A 21196-nucleotide genomic window follows, 5' to 3' on the forward strand; every position below is an offset into this window, starting at 1 on the left:
AAGTTCATTGCGGTTAGTCTCCTGCAAGATAACATTTTTAAAAACCAGGCCTTTGCTTTTAACCTTAGCCTGCCATGCAGTAGTAGTTGATGTTAAGGGACGAAATATTCAGCCTAGGCCATTATATTTTCCAGCTTTAAATGTTGAAGAAGCATTATAGTTTTGGCATCTTTTAATTCCCCGGTTCTCACCATTTCCCAGGCTTTTTTAAAAGGCATTTCTATAACTTCTATTTCTTCCTGTTCTTCTTCAAGCCCTCCACCTTCATCTACCTTCATATCATTGGAATATTCAGCAACAAAAAAGTGCATAATTTCTGTAACAGAGCCTGGTGACATATAGGCTTCAAAAATTTTCACAGGATTTGAGATATTATAACCTGTTTCCTCCCTCGCTTCTTTAATTACACAATCCTTGGGAGTATCATTTTCTAAAAGACTAAGCACAGGCTTCTGTAAGATAACCATTGGTGTTATGGTTTAAATAGGTGGGGAGTCGAAATTGCCGGGTAAGGACGATCATTTTTGTGGATTTATTATATAATAACACAGTAGCGCCATCCCCTGTGTCATAACTCTCCCTTGTTTGCTCTTCCCAATCCCCAACTTTAGTTCTAATATCAAAAGTTATTTCATTTAATTTCCCCCAGTTATTTGAGAGAACTTTATTTTTTTTAATTTTTATATTTTCTTCCAAGGATTATAATTTTCATTTGATTGCTCGAAATTATTAATTCTATTTCCGTTGTGCAGCAGGTTTATTATTTCTTTAGCAAAAGATTTTAAGGAATTTCGAAACAGGTAATAAACCCATTTCTCGAGAGCCCCATATTTTTTATATTATATTTACTTTTCTCAGGATTTATCTTACTCAGGATGAAAAAATTTCAAAAAACTGTAATAACCATGACCGCAATATTTTTCTCATTAGTTACCTCTGCTCAAAATTTTCACTTTAACAAGGATCACGATGCGTTACAGGTGAAAAATTTAGAAAGATCAGCAAATTTTTATAAAGATATATTGAAGTTGAAGGAAATTGAAAACGGAGGATTGGGAAGCCATATTCGGTGGTTCCAACTCAATAATTCTGTTCAAATTCACCTTATTGAAAGTGAAGAAAGAACTCAAAAGAAAAAAGGGATCCACATGGCTTTTAATACTGATAAGCTCGAGGAATTCATGGATTTTTTAAAATCTAAAAATGTGCATTTTGAGAATTGGCCTGGTGAAAAAAATACTACTAATGACAGGCCGGATGGTGTTAAACAAATCTACTTTCAGGATCCCGACGGTTACTGGATTGAAGTGAACGACGGGAAATTATAAGTTCAAGGTTCAAAGGTTTTTGTTGAATATACCTGAATAAGGGTGCCCATTTTCAATTAATATAAACTTTGAAAATGATCTGTAATTTAACGAAGTGCTTTAAAATATTTGGCAAATTCACCGATACCTATTTAGCATGGTTTAGGGAGAATTGAGTATTTGTAGTTAAGCCAGGGATATTCTAATTACTGCCGGAGATATCACATTCAAAGCATTTAAGAAGGTTAGGATTAAGTTCAAGGTCTTCTGAACCTTTTAAGGGTTTAGAAAGAAAATCTCTTTCTTCGATAATACTTCTAAAAGAAATGGCATAATCAACCAGGTCTTCCCGTCGCTGCTTTATTTTTTCTACGATTTCTTCGCCGTTAAGTTTGTATAATTCTTTCGGTAAGGTTTTAAGAGCTGCAATAATGTTGGTGTTACTTAATTTTTCCTGAAGAATCTTAGCTTCTGAAATATACACCTCTTCCGGAGTACCTTTAAGGAAGTAAACATCCATAGGATATACCAATCCCGGTAAATAGTCTATTTCCTCCTCGAATGGACGCACCAGGGGCTCTACATTTTTGTTGGAAATAATTGTGGGAATCACTCCCTCCAGTTTAAAAAATGCGTTATCCCGGTCCCCGGGTAACGGGATAGCTTTATACTTATTACCAGAATTTTGAAGCACCCATCCCCATTGCTTCGCGTGCCTGTCCCAGTCTCCTATTAATAAATCAAAAAGTCGTGCTCTAACCAGGGCAGCTTTGTCTATGCTTAGATCTTCCCTTATTTTAAGCTTTAGTTCCTGTAGATCTTCTGTTTCTACTATTTCTGCAACATTGCTATACGGAGTCCAGTTTACTTTACCTTCCGTTTCATATTCCAGCAGGTACAGCTAGGTTTCCATAATCCTTATTAAAATCTCCTAAAACGTCCTGTTTAGGCACAAACACAGGTTTTGGATTCGTGTGCAGCACCCCCGCAAATTCTGCCAGGGCAGCAGCAGCAACTGCAGCGTAAGGATGTTGTGCAGAGATTCCATCTATAATAATATTTTCAAGGCCAAGGGTTTTGGCAACTTCTGGCACGTGAGATTCCGGATCTTTATTTATACTTCTTAAGGAATACAGGGTGCCGTTAGCACTTTGAAGCCGGAGAGAATGAGTTTGTGATCCGCCACCTTCTTTAATTATTTTCATTCCGCCCTTAAGGGTGTCAAGAAAAACTACAGGCACTGTAACAGCTGTAGACCAGGCCCGACGGTAATTTGAACCCTGCATAGTCTCTTTTAAAAAGTTCCCCGTATATAAAGTACTTGCGGCAACAAGTATTGAATCATGTTCCCTGAAATTAAAATTATCCAGATCATCTACATTGCTGATTTTTGCTGTCCCTATTAATTTGTCATTTCCTGAAACCGATAGATATACCAATCCCACGAAAAGAATCAGGATGATAAGGAGAAACCATAAAATTTTTTTCATTGGTCTTATTTGGAATATCTACTTAAATGAAATTTAATAAAAAATAGCGGGACTATAAGAGAGAAAAAAAGTTCACACCTAAACTTCTTTAAGTTCAAAATCCTCAATTTTATTCCAATTTTTTCCATCGTGTATTAGAAGAGAAATAGAATCAGTTTGAAAAGACCCCTGGTATTCTTTATTCTGAAAATGTTCCCAGGCTGAAGTAAAATTGCCGGGACTTAAATCTCTGGTTGCTATTGTAAGGTGAGGATTATAACTTTTCTCATCCTTAGAAAACTGAAAAATAGAGGAGAAATATTGTTGTAAAGCGTTGTGTAAATTTATAAGTGCCGCTTTATGTTCTATCTTAACAAAAATTACTTTGGGAGGAAAACTGCCGAAGCCTTTAAGTTTCAGGTCAAAAACAGGTTGTGCCTCTGCAAATACTTATAGGTTATCTATAAGGTTCTTTTCCTGAAGTTCCAGTATTTTAAATGGACTTTTCAAAGTAATATGTGCGGGAAGTTTTAAAGCATGTTTTGCACCATATTTCAGGGCAATTTCCATCTTGAAATCTTTTATCTGTCTCCTAATGTCTTCAGGAGGTAAAATGGCGATAAAATACAATTTCAAAGTTTTACCTTCAGGATTAATAGAAAACTTTCTTAGTAATCAGAATATTCTGTAGGATAAAGAAAATTGATATCTATATGAGAAACATTATCCTTGTATTTTTCCAATGCGCTCATCTTGTGCCATACAGGAGAGTCTCCAAAATTTTTCCAGTGCAGGTCACGGCTTTCCTGATCTTCAAAAGTAGTGAGGTACATTAGATTTGGCATATGTGGGCTTACTATAACTTCCCCGTAAAAGACTGCATTAAAACCAAGTTCATCAAAAAGTTTAATTTCACCTCCTTCATTAAACATTTCTATCTTGTTTTGAAGGTAAGCCTCAGTTGGAGCCTGGTAGCTCCTTAACTCATAGATCCTTTTTTCTCTGGCTGAAGTTAAAGTAGACGGTTTCATTTGTGGCATATGTTTAAATGCTGAAAGAAGAATTACTTCAACCCTGCTGTAAGGTGGATTTTTAGCTGAAGCCTTGAGGTAGTCTACTCCTTCTTTTTTGTAAACTACATCCTCTAATAATTCTTTTTCTACTTTGTCCAGCTGCTCAATTGAGGAAAAAGGAACAAGAACGAAAAGTTTATTTATACTATCTGCAATTGGTTTAAAAACTCCAATTTCAGCAATATTCTTTCGTTTTAGTGCGGGGATGTAAGCGTCCTTTAAATATTCCTCGGTTACTTTACTCTGAGACTCATTTTCAAAATTATAAATCTTTAATTGATAATATTAAGGTTCTTCCTGTGCCATTAAAAAAAGAGGCAAAAGTATAAGTACTAAAGTTGTAGTAAATGATCTTATTGATTGATGCATAGAAAATAGTATAAGTTTTGTTCCTACCAATATAAGCTATTCCAAATCAATAACTACCTGGTGTTTTAAAAGGTCTTCAAAATTTTCGCGCTCTCTAATGAGGTGTGCTTTTTCTTTGTACCATAGCACCTCGGCTTACTTGTACCTTGAATTAAAGTTACTGGACATGGAGAAGCTGTAAGCTCCAGCGTTGCTAAAAGCCAAAATATCTCCTTCAGTAATTTCAGAAATACGACGATTCCCGGCAAAGGTATCTGTCTCACAAATATATCCTACTACCGAGTAAAATCGTGGCTTTCCCTGAGGATTTGAAATATTAGTAATTTCATGGTGGGAACCATATAACATAGGTCGAATAAGGTGGTTGAATCCTGTGTCTACACCTGCAAATACTGTAGAAGTAGTTTGTTTAATAACATTTACACGCGCCAAAAATTTACCTGCTTCACTTACAAGAAATTTTCCTGGCTCAAAAACAAGTGCCAGGTCCCGGCCATATGCTTTACAAAACTTTTTAAATCTTCCGGTGAGTTTTTCACCCAGTTCTTCAATATTTGTTTCTATGTCGCCAGGTTTATATGGGACTTTAAATCCGCTTCCAAAATCCAGAAACTCCAGGTCTTTAAAATGCTTTGCGGTATCAAAAAGAATTTCAGAGGCATAAAGAAAAACCTCAATATCCAAAATGTCACTTCCCGTGTGCATGTGGATCCCGTTAATATTCATCCCTGTATTCTTGACGATCCTTAGTAAATGTGGGATTTGATGAATAGATATCCCAAATTTCGAATCAATATGTCCCACGGAAATATTAGTGTTTCCAATTACCATCACGTGGGGATTAATTCGAATACAAACGGGTGTTTTTGGATGTTTGGCACCAAATTGTTCGAGAATAGAGAGGTTATCAATATTTATAGGCACTCCTAATGCAGAGACTTCCTCTATTTCCTCCAGAGAAACTCCATTTGGGGTATATAAGATTCTTGAGGGTTCAAAACCAGCTTTAAGACCTAACTGCACTTCCTGAATTGAAACCGTATCGAGGCCCGAACCTTGTTTTTCAAGAAGCTTCAAAATAGAAATATTGGAAGAAGCCTTTACAGCATAATTAATTCGAAGATCTTCTATCTTTCCAAAAGCATTTTTTAGCCGATTATACTGTGCAATTATTTTTTCTGCATCGTACACATATACCGGGTCCCCAAATTCTTCGGCAATTTTTATTAGGTCATTTTCAGTCATATTCTCAAATTATAAGGTGCAAAAATATATAGGAATTCCAAATATCAACAAGGAATGTGAAAATATAACACAAAAGGAAAAATTGTGTAAAATTTTAAATTTTACTCCAGGTCTCATTCCGTAGAGAAACAGGATGAAAAGAGGCCTGAGAAACAAATTAATTTTCCTGAAAAACTTCCACAACCGTAGACCTATCCTCAAAATCGGGTTCAGCCTGTAATTTTTTCCTGCGCATAATTATAATGGCAAAAGCAATTAGAACTCCTATCCCGGCCATTACTGCACCTACAAGTGTGGAAGAAGCAATCCCATAACCCATTGCAATTGGAAGGCTTAGCAAAATAAGCACCAGATGCATTTCCCACGTTAAAGGCACTTTGATTAAGAGAAGATCCTAACATTTCAGATCCTTTTGCCGTGGTGATCATAGCCATTTGAATAGGCGTGGAAAGGCAGAATGAAAAAGTACTTATTAAGAATGTGAGGACAAGTACAGCAATTTTGTCGGCAGCAAAGAGGGTATTACTTACAAGAAGAATAACCATTACAATTAAAGTAATAACTACTGCATTTATTGGTGAAAATTTTTCAGCCAGTTTTGCTCCTATAAAGTTACCTACAACCATTCCAATTCCCGCGAGGACCATCACATAACTTACTATACTTTCAGGATGGCCTGCCACGTTTGTTATTAAAGGAGCTATATAGCTGTACCACGCAAAGAAACCTCCCGTACCAATAGTTGTAAGGAAGAAAACCATCCATAACTCTCCTCTTTTCAGGACTTTCACATCTTTTCTGAAACCATTATTAGATGATTTAGGCAGTTCAGGCATCCAGAATTTTATTCCCAGTACCGCCAAAACACCTACAACTCCCACTGCCAAGAAAGAAACACCCCAATAGTAATGTTGTCCCAGATATGTTCCCAAAGGTACACCAAGAACATTGGCGAGAGTAAGTCCAGTAAACATCATAGCGATGGCCTGAGCAGATTTTCCAGGTTTTGCAAGTTTCCCTGCAACTACAGCACCTATTCCAAAGAACGCACCATGAGGTAAGCCCGATAAAAACCTTACTGCCAGTAGTGTATTATAACTGTATGCAAATGCAGATAAGGTATTAAAAATTGTGAACCACACCATGAGAAGCATAAGGATCTTATGTGCAGGCCACCTTCCAGCAATCCCGGTAAGCACTAAGTGCACCCACTACTACTCCTAATGCATATGCTGAAATAAAATGACCTGCCTGCGGGATTGTAATATCAAGATCTTCTGCAACATTGGGCAGGATTCCCATGATTACAAATTCTGTCATTCCAATTCCAAAACCTCCAATTGCCAATGCTATTAACGCCTTCTTCATTTTCTCCAAAATTTTAAAGATGCAAAAATAAGGGAGAATAATAGAGTACAGCTGTATTCTGCCTCGAAAAATGCGATATCGTTGTAGTTTTTGTAGCTGTAAATTATTGATTTACAGGAGTAAAAAATCCTTTTTTGAAATCTTATCATAAATTTTAGCAGAAACAAAATTATTGTTTGGCTACCATATTCAAAACTTTAAAAGACCCCTCTTAAAACGACTTAATTTTTTCTGAAAACAGCTACTAATTCAATGAATATCATAAACCTAAAAAAGGTTGGTTCATCTTATTACATTTGTTACTTTTGCTAACCGTAATTAATACTGAAGAAAAAGCAGATTATGAACATACACGAGTATCAAGGAAAAGAAATTTTAAGCAGCTTTGGAGTACGCACCCAGCGAGGTATTGTTGCTCATAACGCAAAAGAAGCAGTAGATGCTGCAAAAGAACTAACAGAGCAAACTACGGTACAGGATGGCACGTAATTAAGGCCCAGGTTCATGCAGGTGGACGTGGAAAAGGTGGCGGAGTTAAACTGGCCAAGAACCTTAAGGAAGTAGAAGAAATTGCAGGAAACATCATTGGGATGAACCTTGTTACTCCACAAACATCTGCTGAAGGAAAAAAGTTCATAAGGTATTAGTTGCCGAAGATGTGTATTATCCCGGTGATAGTGAGCCGGAAGAATATTATATGTCAGTGCTCTTAAATCGTGCAACGGGCCGTAACATGATAATGTATTCTACTGAAGGTGGAATGGACATTGAGACAGTGGCCGAAGAAACCCCGCATCTTATTTTTACTGAAGAAATAGACCCGGCTGTAGGGCTTATGCCTTTCCAGGCGAGAAAAGTTGCTTTTAACCTTGGATTAAGCGGGAATGCTTTTAAAGAAATGACAAAATTCGTTATGTCTCTTTATAAAGCTTATGAGAAATCTGATTCTTCACTTTTTGAAATTAACCCTGTTTTGAAGACAAGTGATGATAAGATAATGGCGGTAGATGCCAAAGTTACGTTGGATGATAATGCTCTTTTCCGTCATAAAGATTATGCAGAGATGAGAGATATTCTTGAGGAAAATCCTGTGGAAGTTGAGGCTAAAAGAGTAGGTCTTAATTATGTAGATCTTGACGGTAACGTAGGATGTATGGTTAATGGAGCTGGGCTTGCAATGGCAACTATGGACCTTATTAAGCAGGCGGGTGGAGAACCTGCGAATTTCCTTGATGTTGGAGGAACTGCCGATGCAAAGAGAGTAGAAGAAGCTTTTCGTCTAATACTTAAAGATCCAAGTGTAAAAGCTATTCTTGTAAATATATTTGGAGGAATTGTTCGTTGCGATCGTGTAGCTCAGGGTATCGTTGATGCTTATAAAAATATGGGAGATGCTATAACTGTTCCTATTATTGTAAGGTTACAGGGAACAAATGCTGATATTGCCAAAGAATTAATAGATAATAGCGGATTGGAAGTTTACAGTGCTGTAGAATTTCAGGAAGCGGCAGATAAGGTGCAGGAAGTGCTTTCTTAAATTTACTTTATCCAGTTTATAACCCTGAAGATCTTCTTCAGGTTTTTTTTATTTTTCTTCTTAAATTATTGTTAAAAAGGTCAAGTGCTGTAACATTGGGTAAGTTTTTCCAGTCTCTAAGGTATCAATCATCAATAAAAACGATCAGTTATGAGACATTTAAAAACTTTTGCAATCGCTTTGGCGATCATGGTAGGCACTAACACTTTTGCTAATTCTGAACCGGAAAGTTCAAAAAATAAAAAGGATGTTCCTTTTGAACTTAAAGAACTTTTTCAAAGTAATTTGTTGAGTTACCACCACGAACTTTATGGAAGAGTGATTTTCAGCCTTAATGAGAAACGGGAAATTGAAGTGCATACTGTAGCAACTAAGGATGACTTACTTCGTAAGTATGTAATGGAAAATATGGATAATAAAGTTCTTTCCGGAGGAGAGTGGGAAGTGGGAAAAGCATACATTCTTCCTTTAAGAGTGAAACTAAAACACTAAAAAAAATCCCGGCACTGCCGGGATTTTTGCTTTTATAAATGCAAACCACACTCGGTCTTGGGATTATTATTCCATCTCCCACTACGATCTTCACCTGGTGCAGTACAATGGCTACAACCTATGGAACTGTATCCTTTTGCAATTAAGGGATGAAAAGGCAATTCGTGTTCCTTAATAAAATTATCCCTTTCTTCCTGGTTCACGTCAAGAAGTGGATAAAATTTTAATATTTCCCCGCGTTCTTCAAAAATATTTAGACTGGCTCTATGATCACTTTGCCATTCCATTAATCCCGATACCCACAAGGTATAATTTTGTTTAATTAGATCTAAAGGTTTTACCTTATTTATATAGCAGCAGTAGTCGGGGTTCTTTTCCCAGGTTTTATCCTGTAAAGTAAAATGATGCTCCTTTTTAAGGGCACTTATTGATTTTACATTAAGACCATAGGAGTCCGTGAGTTGTGCCTTATAAGTAAGAGTGTCCTCAAAGTGATATCCCGTATCAATAAAAAATACAGGCTGATCTTTATTTATGTCAGAAAAAATTTTCAAAAGAATTGCTGAAGTTGCTGCAAAGGAGCTGGTAAGCATGACCTCTTCAACATCAAAATCGCTGTAAAGTTCCTGCACCCGTTTTTCTATACTTAAAGCTTTATATTTAGCATTAAGTTTCTCAATTTCCTGAGTAGACAATTTTCTTTTTGCTGGTGCAGACTGCATAGATTAGCTTTCTTTTTTCCTTGGAGGCATGGGGCCTCTCATATGAATAACAAGACCATTTAAGAAATTGCGGAGAAATTGATCTCCACATTCCATATATTTAGGATGATCTTCGGCTCTAAAAATTGCTCCCAATTCACTTTTGGTTACCTTAAAATCAACAAGAGCACAAATGTTTACGATGTCTTCATCTCGCAGTTTTAGAGCTACTCTTAACTTTTTAAATATATCGTTATTAGATAATGCCATTACGCAAAAATAACATTTAATTAGTAAAGACGGCGCTGCCTCTCAGTTTTTTTCCGGTCAACTTAAATTGTTTTTTTCTGAAAAAATTAAAGAGATTTTCTGGAGGTCCACCTGATACAGTTCCTGCCTTAAGCGTTTCAGATTTAGATAAGAGAAGAAATGTTTACAATTGTACTTTTCAAGCTTGAGATATAAAAGTACTTTTTACAGTTATGTTCAGATAAAATTTTATATTTAACAAAAATTTAGAAAACCAAAAACAGGAATTCTGCTCCTAAGGTGCTTCCCCTGATGGGATAGAACTAACCGGAAATTTAATTTACATATGACAACAAATTTTGGATTTTGGGATTATGCGGTATTCATAGCTTACGCAGCCCTCATTATGGGGGTGGGACTTTGGATGTCCAGAGAAAAGAAAGGACATCAAAAAAATGCTGAAGATTATTTTCTTGCCAGTAAATCCTTACCCTGGTGGGCCATTGGAACGTCCCTGATAGCAGCCAACATTTCAGCAGAACAGTTTATAGGTATGTCTGGTTCTGGTTTTGCCGTAGGTTTGGCCATTGCCTCTTACGAATGGATGGCAGCACTTACTTTAATTATTGTAGGGAAATATTTTCTTCCCATATTTATTGAGAAAGGCTTGTATACAATTCCGGAATTTGTTGAACAACGATATTCTACTAATCTAAAAACCATATTAGCAGTCTTTTGGATTGCCCTATACATTTTCGTTAACCTCACTTCAGTATTATACCTGGGTTCACTGGCCCTGGAAACCATTATGGGGATCCCAATGATCTACGGGGTAATAGGATTATCTCTTTTTGCAGTAGCATATTCATTATATGGAGGATTGAAAGCAGTAGCCTGGACAGACGTTATCCAGGTAGTATTCCTTGTATTGGGTGGATTTTTTACTGCTTACCTCGCCCTGGACATGGTTTCAGGAGGTGAAGGTTTTATTGCTTAGTCTCACAACTATATACGACGCGGCCCCGGAGAAGTTTGCAATGATACTTGATGAATCTAATCCTGAATATACTAACCTGCCTGGGATTGGCGTACTAATAGGAGGTATGTGGGTGGCTAATCTTTATTACTGGGGTTTCAACCAATACATTATTCAAAGAACCCTCGCAGCAAAATCTTTAAAAGAAGCTCAAAAAGGTATTCTTCTCGCCGCAGGTCTTAAACTCTTAATTCCGCTTATAGTTGTAATTCCGGGAATTGCAGCTTATGTAATGATAAATGACCCACAATTACTGGCCAGTTTAGGAGAAGCGGGTCTAAATAATATACCTAAAGATGGTAATGCAGACAGGGCCTACCCGTGGTTATTACAGTTTTTACCTACGGGTTTAAAAGGGGTTGCTTTTGCTGCACTGGCGGCAGCGATCGTGTCTTCACTGGCATCCATGCTTAACTCAACTTCTACCATTTTTACAATGGATATTTACAAGCAATACATTAATAAAGACGCCGGGGATAAAGCAACTGTAACAGTTGGAAGGATTTCAGCAGTTGTTGCTTTAGCAATAGCCTGTGTTATGGCTCCTTTGTTGGGAGGAATAGATCAGGCTTTCCAGTTTATACAGGAATATACAGGAGTGGTAAGTCCGGGAATATTAGCAATTTTCCTTTTAGGATTATTCTGGAAAAAAACCACAAACAAAGGTGCGATTGTTGGAGCGCTGGCCTCTATTCCTATTGCTATGTACTTTAAAGTTGCACCAAAAGGCTGGTCATCCAGTCCTGTCTTTGTAGATGTACCCTTCCTGGACCAAATGGGATATACGGCTATATTAACTATGATCATAATTGCCATTGTTAGTTATATAGATAATAAAGGTAAAGATGATCCAAAAGGAATAAATTTATCCACAAACCTTTTCAAAACAGGACCCGTATTTAATATAGGTGCCTTTGCAGTGATGATAATTCTTGTTGCTCTATACGCTCTATTCTGGAAATAAATATCAGTTAAAAATAAATTGAAGTTCGGTATTATCTAATTTCTTATTACCGATAAAGAATACAGTAAACAGTAAATAATATTAGAGCAGAACTATATTTAAAGCAATAGGTTATTTAAAGGCACCCAGGTCTATTCCTGCGAGATAACTACAAAAATTATGAGCAGTAACTACAACAGAAGAGAAGTCCTGAAAAGTCTGACGCTTGGATCAGGAGCCCTGAGCTTGGGGGCAGGAATGTTCTCTTCCTTTTCAACCATGTCCATGTTCGAAAATTCTCCTTCAGAAAATAAGGCAAATATTAATCATTCTGTTTGTCGCTGGTGTTTTAATGATATCCCGCTGGACGAATTTTCTTCGGCATGCGCAAAAATGGGAATTAAGGCTATTGATCTTTTAAAACCTTCAGAATGGGAAACCCTTAAAAAGCATGGGCTTGAATGTTCAATGGGTACTGAAGAATTTGCCATTATAGAACACGGTTTTAACGATCCCTCTAATCATAAACAGCTTCAGAAAAATTACAAAGGTTTTATTGATAAAGCTTCAAAGGCGGGAGTAAAGAACATAATTTGTTTTTCGGGAAATCGCCGGGGGATGGACGATAATACAGGAATAGAAAATTGTGCAAAAGGACTAAAACCTCTTGTTGATTATGCTGCGGAAAGAAATGTTACTATGGTAATGGAACTTCTGAACAGCAAAGTAAATCACCCCGATTACCAATGTGATCATACAGCATGGGGTGCGGCTCTTTCAGATAAAATGGGCAAACCGGAAAATTTTAAGTTGCTTTACGACATCTATCACATGCAGATCATGGAAGGTGATGTTATAGCGACAATTCGAAAATACAAAGACTATATAAACCATTTCCATACTGCGGGTGTTCCCGGGAGACATGAAATAAATGAAAGCCAGGAATTATTTTACCCGGCAATAATGAGAGCAATCGTTGAAACCTAGCTTTACAGGGTATGTAGCCCAGGAATTTATTCCTACTTACGATGATAAGTTAAATGCATTACAGGAAGCTATTAAAATTTGTGATATTTAAACTTTAAAGACAAAATGTAAAAAACTTCCATTTTGTTTTATTTTCTATTAAAAAAATAAGTAGTTTTAATCTTATTAAGTTTAACTGGAGAAATAGGTGTTAAAATATCTCCGATTACTAGAACTGCCGGAATTTTTCCGGCAGTTCTTTTTTTACGTCCTATACGCAAATTCAAAATCTTAATCAATAAATGAATTTTCAATATTTCTCAATATCTTAAACGTATGGAAGTGGGGGATAAAAATGTGGAGATTTTAAAAAAGAATTGATAAGATTAAGATAATATTAAACTGATAATGCAGAAACGTTCCCTCACTTTTTGGGAAATCTGGAACATGAGTTTTGGATTCCTGGGCATACAATTTGGTTTTGCTTTACAAAATGCCAATACTTCGCGAATTTTTGAAACCCTGGGAGCAAATGTAGAAGATATCCCAATTCTTTGGATTGCAGCTCCGGTAACAGGCCTGGTAGTACAACCTATCGTAGGTTATTTTAGTGACAGAACCTGGACGCGGCTTGGGCGTAGAAAACCTTATTTTCTCGCAGGTGCAGTTTTGTCTTCCCTTGCCCTTTTTATAATGCCCAACTCTCCAAGTCTTTGGATTGCTGCAGGTACTTTATGGATCATGGATGCTTCCATAAACATATCCATGGAGCCGTTCCGTGCATTTGTGGGAGATAATCTTCACGAGAGACAAAGAACCCTTGGATTCTCCATGCAAAGTTTTTTTATTGGAGTAGGGGCTGTAGTAGGTTCTCTTCTTCCCTATATGTTTACTAACTGGTTTGGAGTAAGTAATACTGCGCCTGAAGGAATTATACCAGATTCAGTTAAATGGTCTTTTTATGTAGGAGGTGTAGTATTTCTTTGTGCTGTCCTCTGGACTGTGTTTAAGTCTACGGAGTATTCTCCTGAAGAACTTGAAGGTTTTGAGAAAATTCATAAAGAGGAAAATCCACGGCTTAGTTGAGGTTATAGATGAAACAAAAAAAATTCATTCTCAATTTAAATGGGGCCTTCTCCTCGCTTCCATAGGATTAGTAGTTTCAGTAATTATATACCTAAAGGAACTCACCAAAGAACTTTACATATTATTTGTGGGACTTGGAATTATAGGTATTCTTTTTATGGTTGTTTCACAATTGCGAAAAAAGAACATTAACAATGGTTTCACAATTATTATATCAGACATGCTGGATATGCCTTCTACTATGAAGCAATTGGCATGGGTACAGTTTTTCTCCTGGTTTGCTTTGTTTTCGATGTGGATATATACGACCCAGGCAGTCACGGGTCACGTTTTTGGAACGCGGGATACAACATCAGAAATATACAATGATGCTGCCGATTGGGTAACAGTTATGTTCACCGTCTATAACGGTGTTGCAGCTGCAGTAGCATTTTTGCTGCTTAGTCCTGGCCAGAAGAACCAGTAATAAAATTACTCATATGCTCGCTCTCACACTTGGAGGTATAGGGCTTATTGCAATTTACTTTCTTACCAGTAAAACCTGTTTATTACTTGCAATGGTGGGAGTGGGTATAGCCTGGGCCAGTATTCTGTCGATTCCGTATGCTATGCTTTCCGGTTCTTTACCTTCAGCTAAAATGGGTTATTATATGGGGGTATTTAATTTTTTCATTGTAATCCCGCAGATTGTGGCCGCTACAATACTGGGTTTCCTTGTGACTGAATTTTTTAATAATGAACCTATATACGCGCTTATTGTGGGTGGATTTGCAATGATATTTTCGGGTTTACTTACCTTAAGGGTGAACACTCAAAGAAAGATTCCCATAATTGAACAGGAATAAAAGGAATGATATTTGACCTTAAGGAGAATAAGACCCGGTGATAAATAGGATACTACTGTAATTTCGGGGAAAAGAAATTAGGTTAAAACTGTAAATTTTCAGAAGAAAAATATTCCGTTATGAAAAGAGAAAATATAGGAGGAAGGATAAATTTAGTATTGATAATATTTATTATTGGATTTTTTCAATTCAACGGAAACGCTCAGGAAACCCTAAAGAATTCTGTTTCCCTTTCTACTGAAGAAGGGTTGTACTCTATCTCGTTTCCCAATGGCAACCTGATAACGACCTCTCTAAAGGTCGAAGATTCTACTAATCCTTCAAACTCAACCACAGATTCCCTCTTAATAAATTTAGGTACTACTTCAGAAATAAGCCTTAGTACCATTCCTGTTTCTGATACTCTTAAAATAACATTAAAAGGATTGGAACTTAATTTGGTTAAAAATCCCTTCAGCATAGATTACCAATTTGCAGAGCCCTGGTATAATTTTGAAACCGGGAAAAAGTATGCATCAGGAAGTTCTTTTAAAGTAACAGGTAAACAGGATTTAATTCCTAAGTTGATACGGGCAGGTTCCCTGGTACCTTTAGTTAAAACTGAAAGAGACGAACTATGGCAGGTACACCATTTTTTTGAAAGTAAGCACAAACAAAAAATTGAAAAATTTTGTTCAGAGGATTTCAAAGCTCCTGCGGGGGAAGAGTGTATAGAAGTATCCTACCAATTTTCAGGAAAGGAAATTCTGTATAATGTCAACGCCAGTTCAAGCTCTCCTACAACAGATGAAATGGAACTGGTGCTTCATGGTCTGGAAGATCAAATAGAATTTGTTTGGCTTAATAATATTAAATACACAGCTAAAAATTTTCTCCACCAGGGCAAACAATTTATTCCCCTCCGGTTTGATTACCCTAAAAATGTAATTCGTATAGAATTAAAGAAATAGACGGGTTATTAAAAGAACATCTACCTATTATTAATTTGTCTTTAATTTCCTTCCAAGGCTGAATTAGGAAAGCATTTATATTGGTTTTCGTATATAAATTAGCAATAAAGACCTCTTAAGAAAATTCGCTTGTATTCTGCCAGATATTAAAATTTAAACTTCAGAATCTTGAGGAAAACTCGAAAATTTCCTAAAAAATTATAAAAATGTCTTTAAACAGTGGCGTTTTTTGTTAGTTATTAACCGAAAACGATTAAGTAGAACAGGAAATTAGGTTTTAACCTGAAAATCTGATAATTTTACTATAATGCAAAACCAAATAAAAAAAATAGGTGTCTTAACCTCAGGAGGGGATGCGCCTGGAATGAATGCAGCTATTAGAGCAGTAGTTAGAAGCTGTGCATTTTATAATATAGAATGTGCAGGTGTTTTTCGAGGGTACCAGGGGCTTATTGAAAATGATATAGAAGATCTGGACGCTCGTTCTGTTAGAAATATAATAAGCAGAGGAGGAACCTTTTTGAAATCTGCTCGTTCTCAGGATTTTCGTACCCCTGAAGGAAGAGAAAAAGCTCATAAAAATCTTATAAATGCTTAAGTGTAGATGCCCTAATAGTAATAGGTGGGGATGGAACTTTTACTGTATGGCCTCTTATTTGAACAGGAATTTAATTTTCCTGTTGTGGGAATTCCGGCCACAATAGACAATGACATAAGTTGTACAGATTTCACTATTGGTTATGATACTGCTTTAAACACGGTCGTTGAAGCAATTGATAAAATAAGGGATACAGCCAGTTCTCATAACAGGTTGTTTTTAATAGAAGTTATGGGGCGTGATGCGGGTTCTATAGCCTTGAACAGTGGAATTGGAGCAGGTGCCGAAGAAATTCTTATTCCCGAAGAGGAAGGTGGCATAGAGAGACTTTTGGAATCACTAAGAAAAAGTAAGAAATCTGGTAAGACTTCCAGTATTGTAGTGGTTGCCGAAGGAGATAAGAGTGGGAAGAATATTTTTGAGATGGCTGAGCATATTAATGAAACCCTTGGGGATTATGATATTAGAGTTTCAGTTTTAGGCCACATTCAAAGAGGTGGTTCCCCCAGTTGTTTTGACAGGGTTCTTGCCAGTAAATTTGGAGTGGGGGCAGTAGACGCTATCTTAAGGGGTGAAAGAAATATCATGATTGGAATTCACCACCAAAAAGTAGTTACTGTTGCTCTTGAAAAGGGAATCCAGCATGAAGATAAATTTGACCGAGAACTAAGAAGGGTGGCGAACATCACTTCAATTTAAAATTAAATACATATCATATGAGTACAAAAATTGGAATTAACGGTTTTGGCCGTATTGGAAGAATAGCCTTTAGAATTGCAGCTGAGAAGGAAAATTTAGAAGTTGTGGCAGTAAATGACCTACTGGATGTAGAGCATTTAGCCTATCTTTTAAAATACGATTCTATTCACGGCCAGTTCAAAGGGACAGTTGATGTAAAAGATGGAAATCTTGTAGTTAACGGCAAAACAATTAGAGTTACTTATGAGCGTAATCCTGAAGATCTTAAGTGGGGTGACGTAGGTGCCGATATCGTTCTGGACTGTACAGGAATATTTACTGACATGCCAGGAGGACAAAAGCATATTACTGCTGGTGCAAAAAAAGTAGTAATTTCTGCTCCTTCCAAGGATGTACCTATGTTTGTAATGGGTGTAAACCATAAAGAGGTAAAAGCAGATCAAAAAATTGTATCCAATGCTTCATGTACCACAAACTGTCTTGCGCCTTTGGCGAAAATCGTTGATGATGAATTTGGACTTGTAGAAGGTTTAATGACTACTATTCATGCAACGACAGCTACACAATTAACAGTAGATGGACCTTCCAAAAAAGACTGGAGAGGTGGTAGAAGTGCATTAATGAATATTATACCATCATCAACAGGAGCTGCTAAAGCTGTAGGTAAAGTAATTCCTTCTCTAGACGGCAAACTTACTGGGATGGCCTTTAGAGTGCCAACTGCCGATGTTTCTGTAGTAGATTTAACTGTGCGTACAGAAAAATCTGTATCTTATGATCAAATTAAGGCAGCCTTTAAGAAAGCTTCTGAAGGAGAATATAAAGGAATAGTTTCTTATACTGAAGAAATGGTTGTTTCTCAGGACTTCGTTTCTAATGCCTATACCTGTAATTTTGATGCTGAAGCTGGAATTGCTCTTAACGACAATTTCTTTAAGCTTGTAGCCTGGTATGATAATGAGTACGGTTATTCTGCAAAATTGCTTGAACTTGCTGCACACGTTGCAAGTGTATAAGCCCTGAAATACCAATATTATAAACTATAAAGGCTGTTGAAGCTGTTATTGCATCTAAGACAGCCTTTTTTTTACTATTTAAAAAAGAAAGAATGATTTTAATTGCCGATGGTGGTTCTACTAAATGCGATTGGATACTTTTAAACAATCAGGGAGAACAAATTTTTAAGACGAGAACTCTCGGTCTTAATCCCGCCGTATTTCCTGAATTGATGTTGGAACAACGGATAGAAGACAATCCTGAACTACAGGAGGTGAAAAATACTGTAGAAAGAATTCATTTCTTTGGAGCTTAGCTGTGGAACAGAATCTCCAAGAAAACTTCTGCAGGATATCATTGCTAACTTTTTTACAAATGCTATAGAGGTATTAGTAAAAGAAGATATGGTAGCTGCAGCTTATGCAGCGACTACAAAACCTGGAATTGTATGTATCCTGGGCACAGGATCAAACAGTTGCTATTTTGATGGAGAGGATATTCACATGGCAGTAAGCTCCTTAGGTTTTATGCTTATGGATGAAGCCAGTGGAAATTACTTCGGAAAAAGGCTCATCCGCGATTACTACTACAAAAGGATGCCTCCTGAACTTGCAGCAAAATTTGAAACATCGTACAATCTGGATTCCGACGAAATAAAGAGAAATCTTTACAAAAAGGAAAACCCCAATACTTACCTCGCTTCTTTTGCTGAATTTATTTTCACAAATGAACGTAACGGCTATTTCTATAAACTTGTTCACGAAGGGATCCATGATTTTATGCAAAGCAGAGTGCTTTGTTTTAAAGAAGCTCAAAACGTACCAATACACTTTATAGGAAGTATTGCTTATTTTAGTGCCGATATTATTCGCGCTGTTGCACAACCTTATCGTTTAGAAGTAGGAAATATTATTAGAAGACCTATTGATGCTTTAATTGAGCATTACAAAATTAACGTTCTCCCTACTTATTAATTTATACGTCAATCTCAATTTCTTGTATTTTTACTTGATCTATTATCTTGAATTTAATTGGAAGAGCTTTCAGTTAAATTTCATGGGTTCATGTGGCACTTAAATATATTGGCTTTACATATATTTCTGAAGGAGAATCTTGGGAGAATCAAATTCTCTTAATGGGTTTGAGAAATTTTTTTTAGAATTTTCAGCTTTATAATTTATCGGATTAAATTTGAGCCATTAAATTTTTAACGGATTAAATCTATAAATTGAGTTTGGTAATAGATAATTTATAGGCCTTGTTGAGTATTTTCTCTTTTGTACTTTCATATTGGGTTTTATATTTTTTTGATTCTGGATTTGGGCTCAATGTATTGAAAATCAATATACATACTCCTTTTCTATCCCCGCTTTATAAATTTTCTTAGTAAAAGCTATTATTTGAAGAATAGATTTAGATTTTGCTATTTTCCCTAAATTTTACGTGTTTGTCCTAATTCATCTACAATAAAAAGTACTTTATCGGTCCTGGAAAAATCCTTCGGCTCAAATATTTAAAACCCTGTACTTCTCCTCAATCACTTTTTAGCTACCAAAAATTTAGAAGTAACTGGAGAAGCTGAAGAGAATACTGCTTATATACTCGTGCCTTCTTTTAGTTTTTATTTGTTCAGGAGGTTCGGTTAAGTCTGAAAAAGAAGGAATTAAAAATTTATTTTATTATCTTGAAGTAAATTCAACTACATGCTGGTTAAAGTTTACGGAAGTGCCGTTTTTGGGGTTGAAGCAACCACGATTACGGTAGAAGTCAATGTGGCTACAGGAATCGGTTACAACCTTGTCGGCCTTCCTGATAATGCAATTAAAGAAAGTAGTTATCGAATAGCTGCAGCCCTTCAGAATAATACTTATAAATTTCCGGGTAAAAAGATTACTATTAATATGGCACCCGCCGATTTAAGAAAAGAAGGATCGGCATATGACCTTACTATTGCTCTGGGTATTCTTGCAGCATCAGGTCAAATTAAAGGTGACACTATTTCAGAATATATAATCATGGGAGAACTTTCCCTTGATGGCAGTCTCCAGCCTATAAAAGGTGCTTTGCCTATAGCTATTAAAGCCAAAGAAGAAGGTTTTAAAGGTTTTATACTTCCCAAACAAAATGTAAAAGAAGCGGCAATTGTAAGTGACCTGGAGGTGTATGGAGTTGACAATATCTTAGAGGTCATTAGGTTTTTTGACAAAGGGGAACCCCTGGAGCGCACGGTTATAAATACACGGGAGGAATTCTATAATAATCTGGATCACCTGGAACATGATTTTGCCGATGTAAAGGGGCAGGAGTCCATAAAACGCTGTATGGAAATAGCTGCCGCAGGTGGTCATAATATTATACTTATTGGTCCTCCCGGGGCGGGCAAAACAATGCTGGCTAAACGGCTACCGAGTATACTCCCGCCAATGACATTACACGAAGCATTGGAAACTACAAAGATCCATTCGGTCGTGGGAAAAGTGAAAGAAAATGTAGGCTTGATGTCTCAAAGGCCCTTCCGAAGTCCTCACCATACTATAAGCGACGTAGCATTAGTTGGCGGGGGTGCATATCCCCAACCGGGAGAGATCTCTCTTTCTCATAATGGGGTATTATTTCTGGATGAACTTCCTGAATTTAAAAGAGGTGTTCTAGAGGTGATGAGGCAACCATTGGAGGATAGGGAGGTGACCATTTCCAGAGCTAAATTTACTGTTACTTACCCTTCAAGCTTCATGCTGGTGGCAAGTATGAATCCCAGCCCAAGCGGATTTTTTAATGATCCCGGTGCCCCTATGACCTCTTCCCCGGCTGAAATGCAAAGATACCTGGGAAAAATTAGCGGTCCGTTATTAGATCGTATAGACATTCATATTGAGGTCACTCCCGTGCCATTTGAAAAACTTAGCGATGAGAGAAAAGGAGAGAGTAGTGTAGAGATAAGGAAAAGAGTGACACAGGCCAGGCAGAGACAGACGGAAAGGTTTAGTCAATTTGAGAATGTTCATTATAATGCTCAAATGAGCGTCAAACATATAGCTCTATTTTGCCAGTTGGATGAATCTTCACGACAATTGCTGAAGACCGCTATGGAAAGGCTGAATCTTTCTGCACGTGCTTACGATAGAATTTTAAAAGTTTCCCGCACAATTGCCGATCTTGAAGGAAAGACAAATATTGAAGGGGCACATATAAGTGAAGCAATTCAATACAGAAGTTTGGACCGCGAAGGATGGTTAGGTTAAAAATATCTTACTTTTATACCTTTTC

General features: G+C 36.8%; 17 protein-coding genes and 6 pseudogenes. 11 read left to right on the forward strand and 12 right to left on the reverse strand.

Going from position 1 to position 21196, the window contains the following annotated elements:
• Window positions 1-113: 113 nt before the first annotated feature.
• Together LZ575_RS24100 and LZ575_RS24105 are read right to left on the reverse strand one after the other, a co-directional pair.
• Window positions 114-467: an NUDIX domain-containing protein gene (locus tag LZ575_RS24100; protein ID WP_311195896.1), complete on the reverse strand. Its 354-nt coding sequence runs from the start codon at window positions 465-467 to the stop codon at window positions 114-116.
• Window positions 439-696, reverse strand: a complete 258-nt coding sequence (locus LZ575_RS24105) for a hypothetical protein (protein WP_311195897.1) — start codon at window positions 694-696, stop codon at window positions 439-441. Before LZ575_RS24105 ends, LZ575_RS24100 begins: the two co-directional genes overlap by 29 nt.
• Window positions 697-875: 179 nt before the next feature.
• On the opposite strand from LZ575_RS24105, the gene LZ575_RS21935 reads away from it, so the two are divergent.
• The gene (locus LZ575_RS21935) at window positions 876-1328 is read left to right on the forward strand and encodes a VOC family protein (RefSeq protein ID WP_235327379.1); all 453 of its coding nucleotides are present in this window, start codon (window positions 876-878) and stop codon (window positions 1326-1328) included.
• 181 nt (window positions 1329-1509) lie between these two features.
• Here LZ575_RS21935 and LZ575_RS21940 read toward each other — a convergent pair whose 3' ends face one another.
• The 8 genes and pseudogenes from LZ575_RS21940 to LZ575_RS24110 form a co-directional block, all read right to left on the reverse strand.
• Window positions 1510-2001, reverse strand: a complete 492-nt coding sequence (locus LZ575_RS21940; RefSeq protein ID WP_235327381.1) for a hypothetical protein — start codon at window positions 1999-2001, stop codon at window positions 1510-1512.
• A 187-nt stretch (window positions 2002-2188) separates the two neighbouring features.
• Complete coding sequence (locus LZ575_RS21945) at window positions 2189-2797, reverse strand: hypothetical protein (protein WP_235327384.1); 609 nt, start codon at window positions 2795-2797, stop codon at window positions 2189-2191.
• A 78-nt stretch (window positions 2798-2875) separates the two neighbouring features.
• Window positions 2876-3196: a 2'-5' RNA ligase family protein gene (locus LZ575_RS24485; RefSeq protein ID WP_409187232.1), complete on the reverse strand. Its 321-nt coding sequence runs from the start codon at window positions 3194-3196 to the stop codon at window positions 2876-2878.
• A 30-nt stretch (window positions 3197-3226) separates the two neighbouring features.
• Window positions 3227-3412 (reverse strand): 2'-5' RNA ligase family protein, encoded by a 186-nt coding sequence (locus LZ575_RS21950; protein WP_235327386.1) that lies wholly within the window; start codon window positions 3410-3412, stop codon window positions 3227-3229.
• 32 nt (window positions 3413-3444) lie between these two features.
• Window positions 3445-3816 (reverse strand): NIPSNAP family protein, encoded by a 372-nt coding sequence (locus LZ575_RS21955; RefSeq protein ID WP_235327388.1) that lies wholly within the window; start codon window positions 3814-3816, stop codon window positions 3445-3447.
• Between the two features lie 438 nt (window positions 3817-4254).
• Window positions 4255-5463: pseudogene (gene lysA / locus LZ575_RS21960) on the reverse strand (diaminopimelate decarboxylase).
• Window positions 5464-5672: 209 nt separating this feature from the next.
• A complete protein-coding gene (locus tag LZ575_RS21965) occupies window positions 5673-6671 on the reverse strand; it encodes an MFS transporter (protein ID WP_311195898.1) in 999 nt (332 codons plus the stop codon).
• A complete protein-coding gene (locus LZ575_RS24110; protein ID WP_311195899.1) occupies window positions 6625-6831 on the reverse strand; it encodes a hypothetical protein in 207 nt (68 codons plus the stop codon). Before LZ575_RS24110 ends, LZ575_RS21965 begins: the two co-directional genes overlap by 47 nt.
• A gap of 342 nt (window positions 6832-7173) precedes the next feature.
• On the opposite strand from LZ575_RS24110, the pseudogene sucC reads away from it, so the two are divergent.
• A pseudogene (sucC, locus tag LZ575_RS21970) lies at window positions 7174-8368 on the forward strand (ADP-forming succinate--CoA ligase subunit beta).
• 150 nt (window positions 8369-8518) lie between these two features.
• Window positions 8519-8860, forward strand: a complete 342-nt coding sequence (locus LZ575_RS21975; protein ID WP_235327390.1) for a hypothetical protein — start codon at window positions 8519-8521, stop codon at window positions 8858-8860.
• A gap of 32 nt (window positions 8861-8892) precedes the next feature.
• On the opposite strand, the gene LZ575_RS21980 is transcribed toward LZ575_RS21975, so the two are convergent.
• Both LZ575_RS21980 and LZ575_RS21985 read right to left on the reverse strand, forming a co-directional pair.
• A complete protein-coding gene (locus tag LZ575_RS21980) occupies window positions 8893-9582 on the reverse strand; it encodes a phosphoadenylyl-sulfate reductase (RefSeq protein WP_235327392.1) in 690 nt (229 codons plus the stop codon).
• A 3-nt stretch (window positions 9583-9585) separates the two neighbouring features.
• Window positions 9586-9831 carry a DUF1456 family protein gene (locus tag LZ575_RS21985; protein ID WP_235327394.1) on the reverse strand — a complete coding sequence of 82 codons (246 nt, stop codon included), beginning with the start codon at window positions 9829-9831 and terminating at the stop codon, window positions 9586-9588.
• Window positions 9832-10156: 325 nt separating this feature from the next.
• Here LZ575_RS21985 and LZ575_RS24490 point away from each other — a divergent pair.
• The 8 genes and pseudogenes from LZ575_RS24490 to LZ575_RS22025 all read left to right on the forward strand — a co-directional run bounded on the left by LZ575_RS24490 (window position 10157) and on the right by LZ575_RS22025 (window position 21171).
• A pseudogene (locus tag LZ575_RS24490) lies at window positions 10157-11810 on the forward strand (sodium/sugar symporter).
• A gap of 159 nt (window positions 11811-11969) precedes the next feature.
• On the forward strand, window positions 11970-12776 hold the full coding sequence (locus tag LZ575_RS21995; RefSeq protein WP_311195902.1) for a TIM barrel protein: 807 nt from the start codon (window positions 11970-11972) through the stop codon (window positions 12774-12776).
• A gap of 387 nt (window positions 12777-13163) precedes the next feature.
• Window positions 13164-14686: pseudogene (locus LZ575_RS22000) on the forward strand (MFS transporter).
• A 119-nt stretch (window positions 14687-14805) separates the two neighbouring features.
• A complete protein-coding gene (locus LZ575_RS22005; RefSeq protein ID WP_235327396.1) occupies window positions 14806-15636 on the forward strand; it encodes a hypothetical protein in 831 nt (276 codons plus the stop codon).
• Between the two features lie 364 nt (window positions 15637-16000).
• Window positions 16001-16933: pseudogene (locus LZ575_RS22010) on the forward strand (ATP-dependent 6-phosphofructokinase).
• Between the two features lie 17 nt (window positions 16934-16950).
• Window positions 16951-17949: a type I glyceraldehyde-3-phosphate dehydrogenase gene (gene gap / locus LZ575_RS22015; protein ID WP_235327398.1), complete on the forward strand. Its 999-nt coding sequence runs from the start codon at window positions 16951-16953 to the stop codon at window positions 17947-17949.
• Window positions 17950-18041: 92 nt separating this feature from the next.
• Window positions 18042-18903, forward strand: a pseudogene (locus LZ575_RS22020) (N-acetylglucosamine kinase).
• A 729-nt stretch (window positions 18904-19632) separates the two neighbouring features.
• Window positions 19633-21171, forward strand: a complete 1539-nt coding sequence (locus tag LZ575_RS22025; protein WP_235327400.1) for a YifB family Mg chelatase-like AAA ATPase — start codon at window positions 19633-19635, stop codon at window positions 21169-21171.
• The last annotated feature ends 25 nt before the right edge of the window (window positions 21172-21196 follow it).

This window comes from Antarcticibacterium sp. 1MA-6-2, from assembly GCF_021535135.1.
Taxonomy (GTDB): Bacteria; Bacteroidota; Bacteroidia; order Flavobacteriales; family Flavobacteriaceae; genus Gillisia.